A 14,455-nucleotide genomic window follows, 5' to 3' on the forward strand; every position below is an offset into this window, starting at 1 on the left:
GAAAAGGAGAGTGAATACAGTGTTGAGGTTGAAAAAAAATTACGATACCACTAGAAACTCTCGTTATGAGGATGAGCTATCTGGTGATATGGAAGCGATCGAGAGTAGCATAAACGGACTTGAAAGTGAAATTACCCGTCATAAGAAAGCTGCTACAGCGCATACTTCTGAGCAAATTGATCACGGGGGCTTTTCTTTACGAACCTATATTGACGGCCTCTATAATCGGGTGCGCAATCTCATTCTTAATGCCGACGGGACAAATGTAAAAGAAGTAGTGGATGCCCGTGTTACTGCTGATGGGGAAATTGCCCCATTGTTGAAAGAGCGTCTTGATAAGGAATATAACAAACTTCTGCGCAAGATCACCAGAAACGTTAACGTAGACGACTACGGGGCCGACCCGACCGGAGAGACAGACAGCACAGAAGCATTTAAAAGAGCGATTGGAAACGGAAAGGTGCGGCTCAATCTGTCAGCCGGCGAATATGTCATAAGAGGCGCCAAACTGCCGTCATGGACATATTTGATCGGCCAGGGCATGGGCGTCACCACGCTAAAACTGCACGAAGACACCCCGGCCAGTGAGTGGGTTGTCACAAATGCTGATCATGCGAAAGGCAACCGGAATATCGTTGTGGAAGGTATGTCGCTTGACTGGAATCCTGATCGTCAGGGCGGAGTAGGCGCAACGGGAGGTGTACATTCAAGCTGTCTTCTTTTCGCACAAGTAAAGTTTGGTATTGCGCGCGGCGTTGAAGGCATTAATCCCGGCTTACATTGTTTCGATGTATCAGCGCCTTCTTATGACATCACAGCAAAAGATTACACGGCAACGGGGAGCAAATATATTTGGATCGACAAGTGTGTCGGTTCGGGGTATGGTGACGACGGCATTACGACCCATTACAGCGAGTATATTTTCATCACAAATAATGTGATGACGAACCCCCGCGGCACTGCACACCGTAAAGGGGGAGCCAATTCAAACGGAATTGAAGTGGACGACGGCTCTAAGCATGTCTGGGTTATAGATAATTATACAGAGGGGAATGTGCGGGGCGTAGAAGTAAAAGCCCACAAGAAATGGCCGGCACCTTGTGACGTTCATATCCGCGGCCACGAATCTTTTCGTGACGTTCGCTCATTTGATTTACGGCATATTGATCACCATCTTGTAAAAGACCCTTGGAGCGAGACGGCTCGTGATGTGACGTTAGTAGATTGCACATCCCGGGAACCCGTCTATAATTCGCTTTATGAAGGATTAGCTCCGAAAGCCCTTGTCGTTTCGGCGTACCAGCGTGTTCAGATTATCGGATTCAAAGCCATAGGTGATCCAACATATGATTACAAAGACGGCTCGATCGTTGCTTTCCAGTATAAGAGTAGGAAGATAACAGTAAACAACTTGCATATAACCGGATTTAAAAAGGCTGATTGTGACATCTATATTACCGGCGGCGATCAGATGACTGACGACGTGTTTATTTCTGATTTTGTTATCCATGATTCCGCAAGAACCGGCATCGCGATAGGGGGTGGCGTATATAATGTCAACTTGTTAAATGGCCTTATGCATGTGGCAAGCGGAACGGCCGGCATTACATCCCCGAACACCCAGACCAATATTTTTCTTGTCAGAGCTTACGGCTATAAAGATGCGGCTGTCCTTGCCGGAGAAAAACATTCAGTCGTTCCGAATAACGTCAAGGGAGGCTTTCGAGCAGCTTCCAGCTCAGGACATGCACTTACGAAATACAGTGCGATTATTGCGTGTACAGGGCCGACGTACGCGAAAGGTGAGCGCAACCTGCTTGCAGGAAACGCCGGCGGCTCTTCCTCAGAAGGCTCACGTAACAGTGTCATGTTTTCATACGATTCTCATACAACAGGAGACGGGCCGTCCTCGGGTGTCATGTTCTCCAAGGCCACTAAGAACAGCAAATCTTACACAATGGTTTTAGGACATGGAAACGGCAAAGCCTCCGAAGCCAACAAAAAAATTGAATTTAACGCAAAGGGCGGAACAGTCAAGGCCACTGGCGCTATCGAGAGCGTGTCGAATTTAAAAGACTTGGCGGAGTATTTTGAATCGGCTGACGGAGCAAAGATAGGGGCGTCTTATCTTGTAGCATTAGAGGGCGACAAAATCCGAAAAGCGCGAGAAGGAGATAAGATACTCGGCGTCGTTTCCAAGACTGCCGGTGTTGTGCTTGGCGGAGCTGCCTTCTATTGGAATGATCGTTTTCTTCGTGATGAATTTGGCGGCATTATCTACCGTGAAGTATTTGACGGCGACGACATCATTACGATTCCAGCTGAGAACCCGAACTATGATCCGGAAGCTGAGTACAAGCCACGAGAGGAACGAGACGAGTGGCATATTATTGGTTTGATTGGTCAAGTCTACGTGCGCGTTGATGATACCGTTAACGTCGGTGACAGTGTTTCGGCAGTTGACGGCATCGCGACAAAGGCGGAAAGCGGCGGATACGGAACCGTGATGAGATTTGAATCCCCGTATGATGCAGAAAAAGGATACGGCGTGGCGCAAATGATGGTTACGCCGCAGCACTAAGGAGGGATAAGCGACGATGTATAAAACGGGCAGCGTGCCGATCAACATTAATACAAATCCAATCAATGGCCGGAGTACAAATATACAATTTATGACGCAGGACACGGGCAGCGCAAAGCTGTTTTTTTCTTTTACAAAGGACGGTGTACCGTTGCCACTGTCAGCCGTAGACGCAAAAATTGTCCTCCTGTATGATGATGGATCGTTTTATAAAAAGAGCCTCACTATCACTGATAAGGTAAATGGCACAGCGGAATATGTGTTGTCGAATGAAGAACTCAAGCATTATGGGACGGTTAAGGCTGAAATCAAACTATATTACACAAACGGCCAAGCGCTGGCGACTTCATTTTTTACTTTCTCTATCGCCAAAACGTTAGAGGATCAGAACATCGTTCCGACAGCTGACTATTACATTGATGATTTTGAAACGCTGAGAGACGGGATAAACCGCATCGTCGAAGAAATCAGTCAGACTATCGAGGAATTACAGAAGAAATTTGCCGATCTGGAAGCTATTGAAACGAAAGAGGGCGCGCAGCAGAAGGCGGATGATGCAGAGGAAAAGGCCAGAGCTTATACGGATGAACATGCGAATGACGAAGAAAAGCACATTACAGCTGCCGAAAGAAAGGCGTGGAATGCCAAGGAAACTCCCTCCGGCGCGCAAAAGAAAGTAGACGCCCATGCGAACGATCAAGAAAAGCATGTTTCTTCAGCAGATCGGAAGGCTTGGGACAGTAAAGAAACAGAAAGCGGGGCGCAAGAGAAGGTAAATACTCACGCCAATAATACGGACATTCATGTTACCAAACCTTTCAAAGATACATTAGAAGAATTATCAAAGCTGTTCACAGCGGGTTTTAAAGATGAACTGGAAGAATTATTACGTCAGTTCACGGCCCATAATTACAACCAAGAACGACATATTTCTAAAGCTGAACGGAAGACATGGAACGGAGCTGCCACCTATGCCAACATCATGCTGAAGAATGGAGCCGCCGCAGGGACGCGGACACCGATGTACGCAAAGTGGGGGGCGTTTTTAATCTTACGGGGGCATGTGAAAACAGACGCCGAAATTATATTCGGCTCCATCCCCGCGGAATACGCACCTGCTGGCGGTTCCGTTATAACAGTGCCGTTAAGTGGTACAGGCGGCACAGCCGATTTGATCATTTATGATAATGGGGATTTAAAAATAAAATACCCGGACCCGGCGGACTCAAGTAAGATGGGCGGAGGCTACTATCTGGATGTGGTCGTCGGCTTTCAGGAAGGAGGGACAGCATGATTCAGGTTTATGAATACGATGAAAATTTCATTTTGACTAAACCCGTTCCGGTTGAGCCTGATGAAGAAGGGAACTACACAATCCCTGAGAATTGTACAACCGTCCAGCCTCCGTCTTTCATAAAGGCGATGTATCATCCCGCTGAGAAGACATGGACGGAGGCGGCCACCCAGGAAGAAAAAAAAGCCCTGGAAAAGCAAATTGAAAGCGGGCGGGCACCTTCTCCCGTCGATGAATTGAAAGCTCAAAATGCGGCCATTACAACGCAGCTTGCGGAAGCGCAGAGCTTGGCCGAATCACAAGTGCAAATGATTGCCAATCTGTATCTAATGCTGGCGGAGGGAGGGAAAGGGGTATGATGGATTGGTTTACAAGCGTTAAAACTATCTACGGATGGGGGCCGCAGTATTACAGTAATGCAGACGTGGCCCGTTTTGTTGAATGGGGGAGAATTACAGAAGATCAATACAAACAAATAACCGGCTTAACCTATCCGATGACAAAACAACCTGTCAGTGTGGATTTAGGCGGCGCCGCAAACTGATCAACACCCGGAGAGGTGTTTTTTATTTTGCCTCGAAGGAGGTGATAACAATTGGAGGGAATATACGTGTGGATGAATTTTGAGAGCTTACAGATCGCAAGAGCATATCTTTTTGGGGAGGTGAAATATCTTGATTTAATGCTGGTGCTGAACATCATTGACATCATTACCGGTGTGATAAAGGCATGGAAATTCAAGGAGCTTCGGAGCCGTAGCGCATGGTTCGGCTATGTGCGTAAGATGCTCAGTTTCCTTGTGGTTATTGTGGCGAATGCTATTGATACGATTATGGATCTGAACGGTGTCCTTACCTTTGGAACCGTTCTTTTTTATATTGCAAATGAGGGCCTTTCCATCACAGAGAATTTAGCGCAGATCGGCGTTAAAATTCCGGCCGCCATTACTGACCGGCTTCATGTAATTGAAAGTGACAACGATCAGAAAACAGAAAAAGAGGACAAAGCTGCTGAGTAAATCCAGCGGCTTTTTAAATTCCAAAAATAGAATAGGAGACGATGAAACATGGTGAAAATCACAAAGGACTTTATTCCAGTAGGACACAATAACAGACCGGGATACGCAATGGACCCGGCATACATCACCGTTCACAACACGGCGAACACGGCAAAAGGGGCAAACGCAGCCATGCACGCCCGTTATGTAAAGAATCCGGAAACGGCCACAAGTTGGCATTTTACAGTAGACGACAAAGAGATTTATCAGCATCTGCCATTGAATGAAAACGGATGGCACGCGGGAGACGGAAACCACGGAACTGGCAACCGGAAATCTATCGGCATTGAAATTTGCGAGAATAGCGATGGGGATTTTGAGAAAGCCGTGGCGAATGCTCAATGGCTGATCAAAAAGCTCATGAAGGAGCAGGGCATTTCCCTTGCAAACGTGGTCCCTCACCAACATTGGTCCGGCAAGTATTGTCCACGCAAGCTCCTTGATAGATGGGACTCCTTTAAAGCCGGGATCAGCGGCGCCCCGTCTAAAACGAAAAATTCTCCTGTTGATAAAACAAAAGAATCTTATATTAAAAATACAGTTGTTGCTGACAGCCTTAATGTGAGAACTCAACGCAATGCCAACTCGTCTATTGTGCTTGCTCTTCCTAAAGGTTCGACTGTCCAATATAAAAAAGGATCGACTCAAAATGGTTGGGGTTACATTAAATATACCAATTCTAAAGGAGCCACATACAGCGGTTACGTTAACGTAAGATATATCAAGAGCGATGCAGAGTTAGGGAAAACCCCTTCAAAATCTGCTCCTGCTAAACCTTCAAACAAGACTAGCGGGGGTATTAAGTCTGTAGGCAAAATTAAAATTGTTGGTGTTAAAAGTGCAGCCATTATTATGGACAAACCAGACCGTAAAAACGCCAAGAATGTGGATACAATTGGTCTCGGCAAGACAATTAACATCTCAGGTTCTGTTAAAGGTTCAAACAACTCTAAAGGCTATTGGGAAGTCATCCACGGCGGCAAACGGCGGTATGTGTCTGGACAATATGGAAAAATGGTTTAAGTAAAGCAATAACGAAAAAGCCCCCTTTTGAGGGGGTTTTTATTTTGGTTCAATATTTATTATTAGCGATATTGATGGAATTTTAGCCATAGTAACAGAGTAGTCTCCATCAATTGCATTAAGAATTTCTTCGTCACTTTTTAAAAGGTCATATAAATGATCTTCATCAATTCCTAAAGTTTGAAAAACAGCAAATATATTAGCCAGACCTATTGGAGAAGCCATATTATCTGAACCAGAGGTGCTTAACTGTAAACGGTAGAATTTATGATTGTTGTCATACCATGCTGCCAAAGTGAAATTTCCACCGGAGCCATCAGTATCTGTTTTTAGCTCTCTTGTGTAAACTGTAACATCTTTGACTTCGGTAAGTTTAAAATCTCCGATATCATCTTTATTAATTAGGCTAAGGTCATTGTTTTCAATATCTTGGGCAGTTTCATTGAAAGTTTGTACAAATTCATCAAGACTAAAGTTAAATTCTTTTTGGCTATCCTCAACGCTCTGAACGTAAGAGTCCCCCTCGTCTTCAGAATTCATTGGCTCCTCTGTAGTGCTTTCTGTGGCAGCAGTGACATCCTCGGTTTTGGATTTGTGAGAATCTCGATTTAACGTAACCATAATAAAAAAAAGAGATAAAGCCAAAACAAGGCTTATTGGAGCTATTTGTTTACCTATTTTCTTAGTTTTTTCAAAGAAGATAAAAATCAATGCTGTAATAAAGACAAAGGTTGCTAATGTTGCAACAATACCAAGAATAATCATATGATCCCCCTCTTATTTTAAAACGAACGTTTACATTTTAAAGCAAAGGAGGATTCATTTCTATGCTTTGTAAAGGATTTGATAATGAATGGAATTGCGAACCGAAGACAAAAGCAATACTGGAAATATTATCAAAATAACAAAAAACCCTTCTCAAAAGGGAAGGGCTTTGTTTATATGGACTTTTTGTTTCTATTCTTCGTAGAGCTTATCTACCAATTCCGTAAACGAATTACATATATGACTCAGAGCCCCCTCTGGATTTTCAAATGCAATTTCATGATCCCAAAAAACAAGAGGGGGATTACTATGATTCTTTCTAAAATCGAAACAGATCTCATTACCAAACACATCATCAGCAATAGGAATTACTTTATCAGGCATTCTGCCGTCTCGATAACGATTAGAAACGTTTATTATGTATGACTCACTATCCTCATGAAAACTATGTAAGTATCCGAAAGCAATCCCTTTTCTTCCTTCAAAATCAAAAGTCTCAGGAGTTGGTGTTGCGCCAGAATAACTTTTGACATATTCTAAGTAATCTTTTGGGAACTTTACTTGTAGCGTATTTTCTACTTCTTGAATTTCTTCGTTACTGATAGGATGTTCTCCGAAATCCCATTCAACCATGTTATTACTCTCCTTTTATCTGTATTCGGAACCTCCGCCCCAGATGTTTCTTCCACCAGTGTGACCTGTTTTACCATGTATATCTGAATCAACTAGCTGCATTATACCTTCATTTTGATGATGATGCCACGTAAACCCTTTTGGTTTTTTCCCTTTTAAAATTTGCTTCAACTGCATTTCTGTAAAGTGATTTTTCAACTCGGGATTTTTGTTGATTTCTTGCAACAGGAGTTCGGTTGCTTTTTTAAACTGTACAGTATCTTTTTCAAGATATAATGACTTATCAATTTTCACTTCTGCAACGGGCTCAAATATTGGAAAACCATCTTTATCATAGGGTATACCTGTTATAGGATGCACATCATTTTTTAAATGACCATTTTTTAAGTTAGTTGTTACTGTATTTCCAAAGGCATCTTTATGTGTGAACGGCGCGGCCTGTGTCAGCATATCTTGCTTTTTTTGAATTTCTTTCTTTAAAAGCGGGGTGTTTTTTACATTATGGGTGTTTTCAATATCTTTTGCTATTCCAACAAGGGCAGGTTCGTTTTTATTTTTCAATAAAGAGTTGATATAGTCTGTTCCGTTTTTTATTCCTGTGTGTACATGGCTTGCAGCGCCAGGCTCCAATAATTTTCCCACCTTGGAGAAGCCTGTTTTTGCGAGTTTGTTTGATACTTTAACCGTCGAGCCCACACCTTTCAGGCCGACAAGGCTGCCCACCGCATAGGAGACATAGTGCGCTCGAGAGTACGTATCACCATTCACCATTTGATCATTCCACGAATCGGCTAGGTTTGTCCATATGATTTTTGCGTAAGACGGAGTATTCAATACGGTAGAAATCGTTTTAACAACCTTTTGTTCATCAGAGAGCTGATAAAAGTCCCAGGCGCCGACAGCGAGGTCTTTCAGACCTAACACAGTATCTTTCCCAACATCATAAAGGCCGACTGCAACCCCTTTGAAACCGTCTGTGAGTTCTTGCGTGTTTTCAATTTGAGTGAAATAACGCTGCTGTTCTTTTGTCAGGTTTTCATAGCCGATTGTTTTAGCCATTGAGTAGAACTCATCGGCATTCGCATAGTCGAAATTGTTTAGCCTTTCTTTTAGTTTTTCAACCTCACGTTCTCTTGCTTCTTCTTTCTTAATCGTAAGGTAAGCATCCGAATGCCTAGCAATCTCGCCTTTTTTCTTATGGATGTCGCTTTCACGGTACGCCTTGGCATTGTAATGAAGCGGAGTTGCGCTTTTTCCTTTGCCCGTGGCGTTTTGAAGCTGCTGGAAGTCAGCTTGGATGAACTGTTCGTTCGCTTCGGTTTCTGCGTATTCTTTCGTTAAATCGTGATCAAGCTTGCCGAGCTTATGTATGGTTTCGCTTCTTTTTTTGTCAGCTGAAGAGAGCTTCTGATCCGTGTTTTCGGTTGAAAACAGATCAAGCGAGATGATGTCTTCGATCTCTCCGAGGATGGAGCGCATGTCCTTTTTCTGCTCTTCCATAATCGCCTTTGATTTACTGAGGGCATGGGTGAGTTCGTGCTCCAGAAAAGATTCTTCTACATGAGATTCGGAAAGGCCTGCGTCTTCGACTTTGCCGGGAAGGCTTGTGAGAAATGCGATTTTCATATCGATCAGATCAAGCCAGCTGTCTGTGACGCCGGCGTGGTCCTGGAAAAAGGCTTTGATGTTATCTGCGCCCCGGCCAGAGAAATCGCCGTCACCGAGATCAGCCATGCCTTGAAATGCTTTTTTCAGGTTAACCATCTGGCCGCGGAGTTCTTTATATTCGTTTGCGCGTTGTTTAGCGGCAGAAAGCAGGGTGGTTGCTTCAAAGATTTTCATGCTCATATCCTTTCGCGATAAAATGTTATTCAAAATTTTACCACGTTGAAACTCGGAGTAAAATAAATATCTTTAAGAATTCGAAATTCACACAGATAAAAACACTTAAAATATTTTTCGCAAATTTAGCACAAGCATTGTTAAAAAAGCTTATATATCAACGTATATAGAGGTATATTGTACGTTCTCCTAGAGCGTTTTTTGTATAAGATAGGCGCAGATTAATAATGTCGGCAAAACAGAAAACCCCTTTTTATACAAGGGGTTTTTGAGTTGAATATTTTGTGAGAACCTGGTGGAAATGATGTGAAAAAAGCCCGCTGTAAGCAAGCGGGCTTTTTCTTATATGACAGCATCAAATTGATTGACTTTCCAAACGTTGTTTTCTTTTACGAATGTTACATCGCGTTTTGCTGACGGAGAACCGTCAAGAGTCGGTACAGTGAAGCGGTATGTTTGAGCGCTTCCTTTTTTAGAAAGAAGAGTCATTTTTGCTTTTTTCCAATTCAGGAGGTTATCTCCGTCGCCGACCGGAACAGCCAATTTGCCGTCTTTTACAGTGAAGTGGTAATCTTTGAGCCCTTTGTCAATCGCTTGCTTTGTAAAAGCGGGTGTCAGATATTTTACGGCTTTCGCTTTTGTTCCGAGGTCTTTGCACATAAATACATATTGCAGATTTTGATATTCAAACGGTTCAGAAGTGCAATTTGCGTTTGATTTAAGCGAACCGCCGCTCATTGTGTTCCAGAAATGTTCTCTCGCTGACAGGGCCAGCTGAAGCGCTTGTTTTTGTGTAAGGTCATTAGGTGCATTTTTTGCGGTCGCCGCAGTGCCCAGTGACAGAATCAATGTAATAGTAGTGAGGAATAATAGCCATTTTTTCATGATATAATCTCTCCTTCAATCAATCTCTTTCTCTTATGTTACAAATGTTACAATAATTACGGTAAGATTACAATACCTTTTCAGAAATATTTTCCGGACTTTTTATTTTTATGGTTTATTTCCATGTAAGACGTGAGAAAAAGATAAAGAGTTTCATTGAACAAAAGGTTTTTACAAGCTGTCTGCTGAATAATAAAATGGAAGAAAATCAAAAAAGGAGTCCTACATATGGAAGTACAAGATCATTTAGAAACAGCGGAAGGCCGCGGCCAGTCTGTCTGGCGATCGATGTCACTGTTTTTAGTGCCGCTGCTTTTAAGCAATGTATTGCAATCTGTCGGCCAATTGGTCGGAATGGTATTTGTCGGAAGGTGGCTCGGAGTTGATGCGCTTGCCGCCGTATCGTCTTTTTTTCCGCTGTTTTTTCTGCTGATCTCCTTTACGATCGGAATCGGTTCGGGAAGTTCCATTTTGATCGGGCAGGCTTACGGCGCGAAAAACGAAGAGAGGATGAAGGCGATTGTCGGCACTACACTGACTTTTACCTTTATGCTCGGTGTTGTTCTGGCAGTTGTCGGCAGTGTGTTTACGCTTGATATTCTGCGGCTGATGGGAACGCCGGAAAACGTAATAGATGTCAGTGTCCGATATGCGCGCATTTTGTTTTGCGCAATGCCGCTGATGTTTTTATATTTTGCGTATACGACATTTTTACGCGGAACGGGAGATTCAAAGACTCCGTTTTATACGTTAATCGTCAGTACAGTCATAAACATCGGGCTTTTGCCCTTATTGATTCTCGGGCTTTTCGGACTTCCGAAGTTCGGCATTTACGGTTCGGCGTATGCAACCGTGATTTCAAACATCGTGACATTTATCGTACTCATGGTTTATTTACGGAAAAGAAAACATCCATTGGCATTTGACCGGACTGCGCTCCGTTCTCTTAAAATGGACAAAAAGCTGCTCGCGCTTTTACTCCGTCTCGGTATTCCGTCGAGCATCAATATGATTCTCGTGTCACTTTCTGAAATTGCGGTCATTTCATTTGTCAATCATTACGGATCAAACGCGACGGCTGCTTACGGGGTCGTCAACCAAGTGGCGAGTTATGTGCAGATGCCGGCGGTAAGCCTCGGTATCGCCGTTTCAATTTTTGCCGCCCAATCCATTGGCGCCAATCAATTCGGCCGGCTGAAACAGGTCATCAAAGTCGGCATCGGCCTGAATTATTTGATCGGCGGGGTGTTGATCCTGCTGATTTACACCTTCTCCCGGCAGATACTGGCTTTGTTTTTAACAGATCAGGATACACTCCACATTGCCCGCAATCTGATTATGATTACCCTTTGGAGCTATTTGATTTTCGGTCACGCTCAGATCGTTTCAGCAACAATGCGGGCGAGCGGTACGGTGTTATGGCCGACGATTATCAGCATTTTTGCGATTTGGGGAATTGAAGTGCCTGTGGCCTTTATTCTTTCTCATTATACGAATCTCGGCATTCTCGGCATTTGGGTCGGTTATCCGGCGGCTTTTGTCATCAGCCTGCTGCTGCAATACGGATATTACCGGTTTGTATGGAAGAAAAAACAGATTACCCGGCTGATTCAATAAGGTTTTACCGCACATCGCTCAGTTCATACGGGCGATGTTTTTTTAGAGCAGGAAAATGAGTTTAGAAAATGGAATTCCTATACATGCTAGAAAACAAGGAAAGGGCAGGTGCTTATGACGATTGAACATACGACTTATTTAGGGGTTTCAGCCATAAAAGCGGAGACTGATCAGGCTGAATGCATCATTGTGCCGGAGTGGGGATCAAATGTCATATCGCTTCGGGATAAAAGAACCGGTATGCGGCTTCTCAGAGAACCGGAAACTGCGGAGCAATTCCGCGCAAAACCGATGCTGTACGGCATTCCCGTTTTATTCCCGCCGAACCGGATTACGGACGGGACGTTTCGTTTTGACGGCCGCGCGTATCAATTCGAGATAAACGAAGAGGATAAACATAATCATATTCACGGCTTTCTTCACAATCAGCATTGGAAAGCGGCGGCAGCGAAAGAAGAGGGGGATGGAATGACAGTCGAAACAGAAATTGATCTTTCAAAGATTCCCCGTGTTCATAAACAATTTCCGCACGATGTCATTGTCCGGATGACCTATACATTAAAAGACAATGTGTTTACGCAGCGGGCGCTGATTACCAACAATGGAACGGAGGCTTTTCCTTGGGGGCTCGGCTATCATTCCACATTTGTTTTCAATGAAGAGCGATCCCGTCTTTTTCTGACGGCTGACCGCATGTGGGAATTAAATGAACGTTTCGTGCCGACGGGCCGTTTATTGGATGTGCCTGATAAAGAAGCGTTCCGTCATGGGATGTCTTTGAAAAATAAACAGTTTGACGATGTTTTTCTTTCTTCCGGACGGAACGGCGGCAATAACGAAGCTGTTATTTCTCATCCGGATGAGAAATTATCCGTTTTGTATCAGGCAGACACGTCTTTCAAGCATTGGGTAGTATATAACGGTGACGGAAAGCAGGGGTTTGTCAGTCTTGAGCCTTATACTTCCGTTACAGATGCATTTAATCTGAATCAGCCTGCATCACTGACAGGGCTTCAGATTCTGAAACCGGGCGAAGAAGCGGCTGCGTCATCCAGGATCACCATTTTGCATGACGAAGAATAGGAAAGAGGCGGGATAACATTGAAAATATATGTGAAACGCTTGAGCGCGGTGATTCTGCTTTTGATCATTGCCGCAGTTCCTTATATTGATGATGCGGCTAAGGCGGCTGAACAAAAAAATACTTTGCAAAAAGAGCTGGAACACATTCTGGATGAAGAACCTGCTTTAAAGGGGGCTTCAGCGGGCGTCAGTGTCCGGTCAGCAAAAACAGGGGAGGTGCTGTTCGGCAGCCGGGAAGATATGCGGCTGAGGCCTGCATCACTGATGAAGCTGCTGACGGCATCTGCGGCGCTTTCCGTTCTCGGAGAAGATTACACCTTTAAGACAGAAGTACGGGCAGACGGCGCCGTGAAAGGAAAACAGCTGCGCGGAAACCTTTATCTCAGGGGAAAAGGCGATCCGACCCTATTGGTTTCTGATTTTGAGAAGATGGCTAAACAGGTCAAAGCCAGAGGCATCCATGTCATTAAAGGAGATCTGGTCGGGGATGACTCGTGGTATGACGAGACCAGGTATTCAGTTGATCTTCCGTGGAGCGATGAAGGCCAATATTATGGTGCGCAAGTATCAGCTCTTACCGCTTCCCCAAATGAGGATTATGATACCGGAACGGTGATTGCGGAAATCAGCCCGGCAAAACAGCCCGGTAAAAAGCCGCGCATTTCGATTTCTCCCCATACGGACGTCGTTCGTGTGAAAAATGAAGTGAAAACCGTCGCTTCTGATGAAAAGAAAGAATTGACGGTTGAACGGGAGCACGGTGGCAATGTGATTACGATAAAGGGAACCATACCTGTCGGCTCGGCACAGGCAAGAGAATGGGCGGCGGTGTGGGATCCGTCGTCCTATGCTTTAGATTTATGGAAACAAGCGCTTACTAAACAGGGTATAACTGTAAAAGGGAAAATCAGAACAGGGAGAATGCCGCACCGCACCCAACTTGTCACATCACGGACATCCATGCCTCTTTCAGAATTATTGATTCCGTTTATGAAACTGAGCAACAACGGGCACGCCGAAATTCTGATCAAGGAAATGGGAAAAGTGAAAAAAGGGGAGGGCAGCTGGGAAAAGGGCTTGGACGTGATGAAATCGGAGCTCAAATCGTTCGGGCTGAATCCGGATGAATTGATTGCAAGAGACGGATCCGGCGTTTCTCATATTAACGGCGTATCCGCCGGCCAAATCGGAGAGCTTTTGTATGCGGTTCAGAAAGAAAAGTGGTACCCGGCTTTCCTTCGTTCGCTCCCTGTCGCCGGTGCAAGCGACAGAATGACGGGAGGCACTCTTCGGAACCGGCTGAAGAATACTCCGGCAGAGGGCAAAATTAAAGCGAAAACCGGGTCACTAACATCAGTCAGTTCGATTGCCGGCTATGCAGACACAAAAACAGGAGATACGCTTATTTTTTCCGTGCTTCAAAACGGGCTGATTGACGAAGATGACGGAAAAGACATTGAAGACAAAATCGCAGTCGTGCTGGCAAATCAATAAGAAGGGCCGGATCCTTAGAGGGTTCGGCTTTTTTTTGATGTCTGTAAAACATTATATTGCGATTATGAATCAATCTTTTCAAAAAGTAATATCGCAATACACTTCCTTTTTTTTACATGCTACTTTCTTACTTGTTCACCGATTTTTCATTTTCTAACATGAAACTTCTTTTCAGGAGGAA

Annotated in this window: 12 protein-coding genes and 1 pseudogene; 9 read left to right on the forward strand and 4 right to left on the reverse strand. The window is 44.2% G+C overall.

Annotated elements, in window-relative coordinates:
• Positions 1-19 precede the first annotated feature (19 nt).
• The 6 genes and pseudogenes from OVA33_RS15100 to OVA33_RS15125 form a co-directional block, all read left to right on the forward strand.
• The gene (locus tag OVA33_RS15100) at positions 20-2,581 is read left to right on the forward strand and encodes a peptidase G2 autoproteolytic cleavage domain-containing protein (RefSeq protein ID WP_106067981.1); all 2,562 of its coding nucleotides are present in this window, start codon (positions 20-22) and stop codon (positions 2,579-2,581) included.
• A 16-nt stretch (positions 2,582-2,597) separates the two neighbouring features.
• On the forward strand, positions 2,598-3,875 hold the full coding sequence (locus OVA33_RS15105; RefSeq protein ID WP_123117353.1) for a phage baseplate upper protein: 1,278 nt from the start codon (positions 2,598-2,600) through the stop codon (positions 3,873-3,875).
• Positions 3,872-4,234, forward strand: a complete 363-nt coding sequence (locus OVA33_RS15110; protein WP_063636435.1) for a hypothetical protein — start codon at positions 3,872-3,874, stop codon at positions 4,232-4,234. The genes OVA33_RS15105 and OVA33_RS15110 overlap by 4 nt, the downstream gene beginning before the upstream one ends.
• Entirely contained in the window at positions 4,231-4,419 is a 189-nt protein-coding gene (locus OVA33_RS15115; RefSeq protein WP_043867136.1) for an XkdX family protein, read from the forward strand. Before OVA33_RS15110 ends, OVA33_RS15115 begins: the two co-directional genes overlap by 4 nt.
• A 51-nt stretch (positions 4,420-4,470) precedes the next feature.
• Positions 4,471-4,893, forward strand: a complete 423-nt coding sequence (locus OVA33_RS15120; RefSeq protein ID WP_123117862.1) for a phage holin family protein — start codon at positions 4,471-4,473, stop codon at positions 4,891-4,893.
• Between the two features lie 48 nt (positions 4,894-4,941).
• Positions 4,942-5,424: pseudogene (locus OVA33_RS15125) on the forward strand (peptidoglycan recognition protein family protein); the annotation flags it as partial.
• 570 nt (positions 5,425-5,994) lie between these two features.
• On the opposite strand, the gene OVA33_RS15130 reads toward OVA33_RS15125, so the two are convergent.
• From OVA33_RS15130 to OVA33_RS15145, 4 genes are all read right to left on the reverse strand, one after another.
• Positions 5,995-6,720 (reverse strand): hypothetical protein, encoded by a 726-nt coding sequence (locus tag OVA33_RS15130; RefSeq protein WP_123117860.1) that lies wholly within the window; start codon positions 6,718-6,720, stop codon positions 5,995-5,997.
• Between the two features lie 192 nt (positions 6,721-6,912).
• A complete protein-coding gene (locus tag OVA33_RS15135; protein ID WP_024085400.1) occupies positions 6,913-7,353 on the reverse strand; it encodes an SMI1/KNR4 family protein in 441 nt (146 codons plus the stop codon).
• Positions 7,354-7,368: 15 nt separating this feature from the next.
• Complete coding sequence (locus OVA33_RS15140) at positions 7,369-9,195, reverse strand: T7SS effector LXG polymorphic toxin (protein ID WP_065180828.1); 1,827 nt, start codon at positions 9,193-9,195, stop codon at positions 7,369-7,371.
• Between the two features lie 342 nt (positions 9,196-9,537).
• Complete coding sequence (locus OVA33_RS15145; RefSeq protein WP_017417934.1) at positions 9,538-10,080, reverse strand: IseA DL-endopeptidase inhibitor family protein; 543 nt, start codon at positions 10,078-10,080, stop codon at positions 9,538-9,540.
• Between the two features lie 228 nt (positions 10,081-10,308).
• Here OVA33_RS15145 and OVA33_RS15150 point away from each other — a divergent pair, with 228 nt between their 5' ends.
• From OVA33_RS15150 to dacB, 3 genes are all read left to right on the forward strand, one after another.
• The gene (locus OVA33_RS15150; RefSeq protein ID WP_017417933.1) at positions 10,309-11,697 is read left to right on the forward strand and encodes an MATE family efflux transporter; all 1,389 of its coding nucleotides are present in this window, start codon (positions 10,309-10,311) and stop codon (positions 11,695-11,697) included.
• A 114-nt stretch (positions 11,698-11,811) separates the two neighbouring features.
• The gene (locus tag OVA33_RS15155) at positions 11,812-12,780 is read left to right on the forward strand and encodes an aldose 1-epimerase (RefSeq protein ID WP_022553248.1); all 969 of its coding nucleotides are present in this window, start codon (positions 11,812-11,814) and stop codon (positions 12,778-12,780) included.
• Positions 12,781-12,798: 18 nt separating this feature from the next.
• Entirely contained in the window at positions 12,799-14,274 is a 1,476-nt protein-coding gene (gene dacB / locus OVA33_RS15160; protein ID WP_017417931.1) for a D-alanyl-D-alanine carboxypeptidase/D-alanyl-D-alanine endopeptidase, read from the forward strand.
• The last annotated feature ends 181 nt before the right edge of the window (positions 14,275-14,455 follow it).

The sequence above is a fragment of the Bacillus sp. KICET-1 genome, assembly GCF_027721405.1.
In the GTDB taxonomy this organism is placed as follows: domain Bacteria; phylum Bacillota; class Bacilli; order Bacillales; family Bacillaceae; genus Bacillus; species Bacillus velezensis.

Bases quoted from the DNA above. Each gene is read 5' to 3' on its own strand.
- OVA33_RS15105 (WP_123117353.1), top strand. From the start codon at position 2,598: ATGTATAAAACGGGCAGCGTGCCGATCAACATTAATACAAATCCAATC.
- OVA33_RS15110 (WP_063636435.1), top strand. From the start codon at position 3,872: ATGATTCAGGTTTATGAATACGATGAAAATTTCATTTTGACTAAACCC.
- OVA33_RS15115 (WP_043867136.1), top strand. From the start codon at position 4,231: ATGATGGATTGGTTTACAAGCGTTAAAACTATCTACGGATGGGGGCCG.
- OVA33_RS15130 (WP_123117860.1), bottom strand. From the start codon at position 6,720: ATGATTATTCTTGGTATTGTTGCAACATTAGCAACCTTTGTCTTTATT.
- OVA33_RS15135 (WP_024085400.1), bottom strand. From the start codon at position 7,353: ATGGTTGAATGGGATTTCGGAGAACATCCTATCAGTAACGAAGAAATT.
- OVA33_RS15140 (WP_065180828.1), bottom strand. From the start codon at position 9,195: ATGAAAATCTTTGAAGCAACCACCCTGCTTTCTGCCGCTAAACAACGC.
- OVA33_RS15145 (WP_017417934.1), bottom strand. From the start codon at position 10,080: ATGAAAAAATGGCTATTATTCCTCACTACTATTACATTGATTCTGTCA.
- OVA33_RS15150 (WP_017417933.1), top strand. From the start codon at position 10,309: ATGGAAGTACAAGATCATTTAGAAACAGCGGAAGGCCGCGGCCAGTCT.
- OVA33_RS15155 (WP_022553248.1), top strand. From the start codon at position 11,812: ATGACGATTGAACATACGACTTATTTAGGGGTTTCAGCCATAAAAGCG.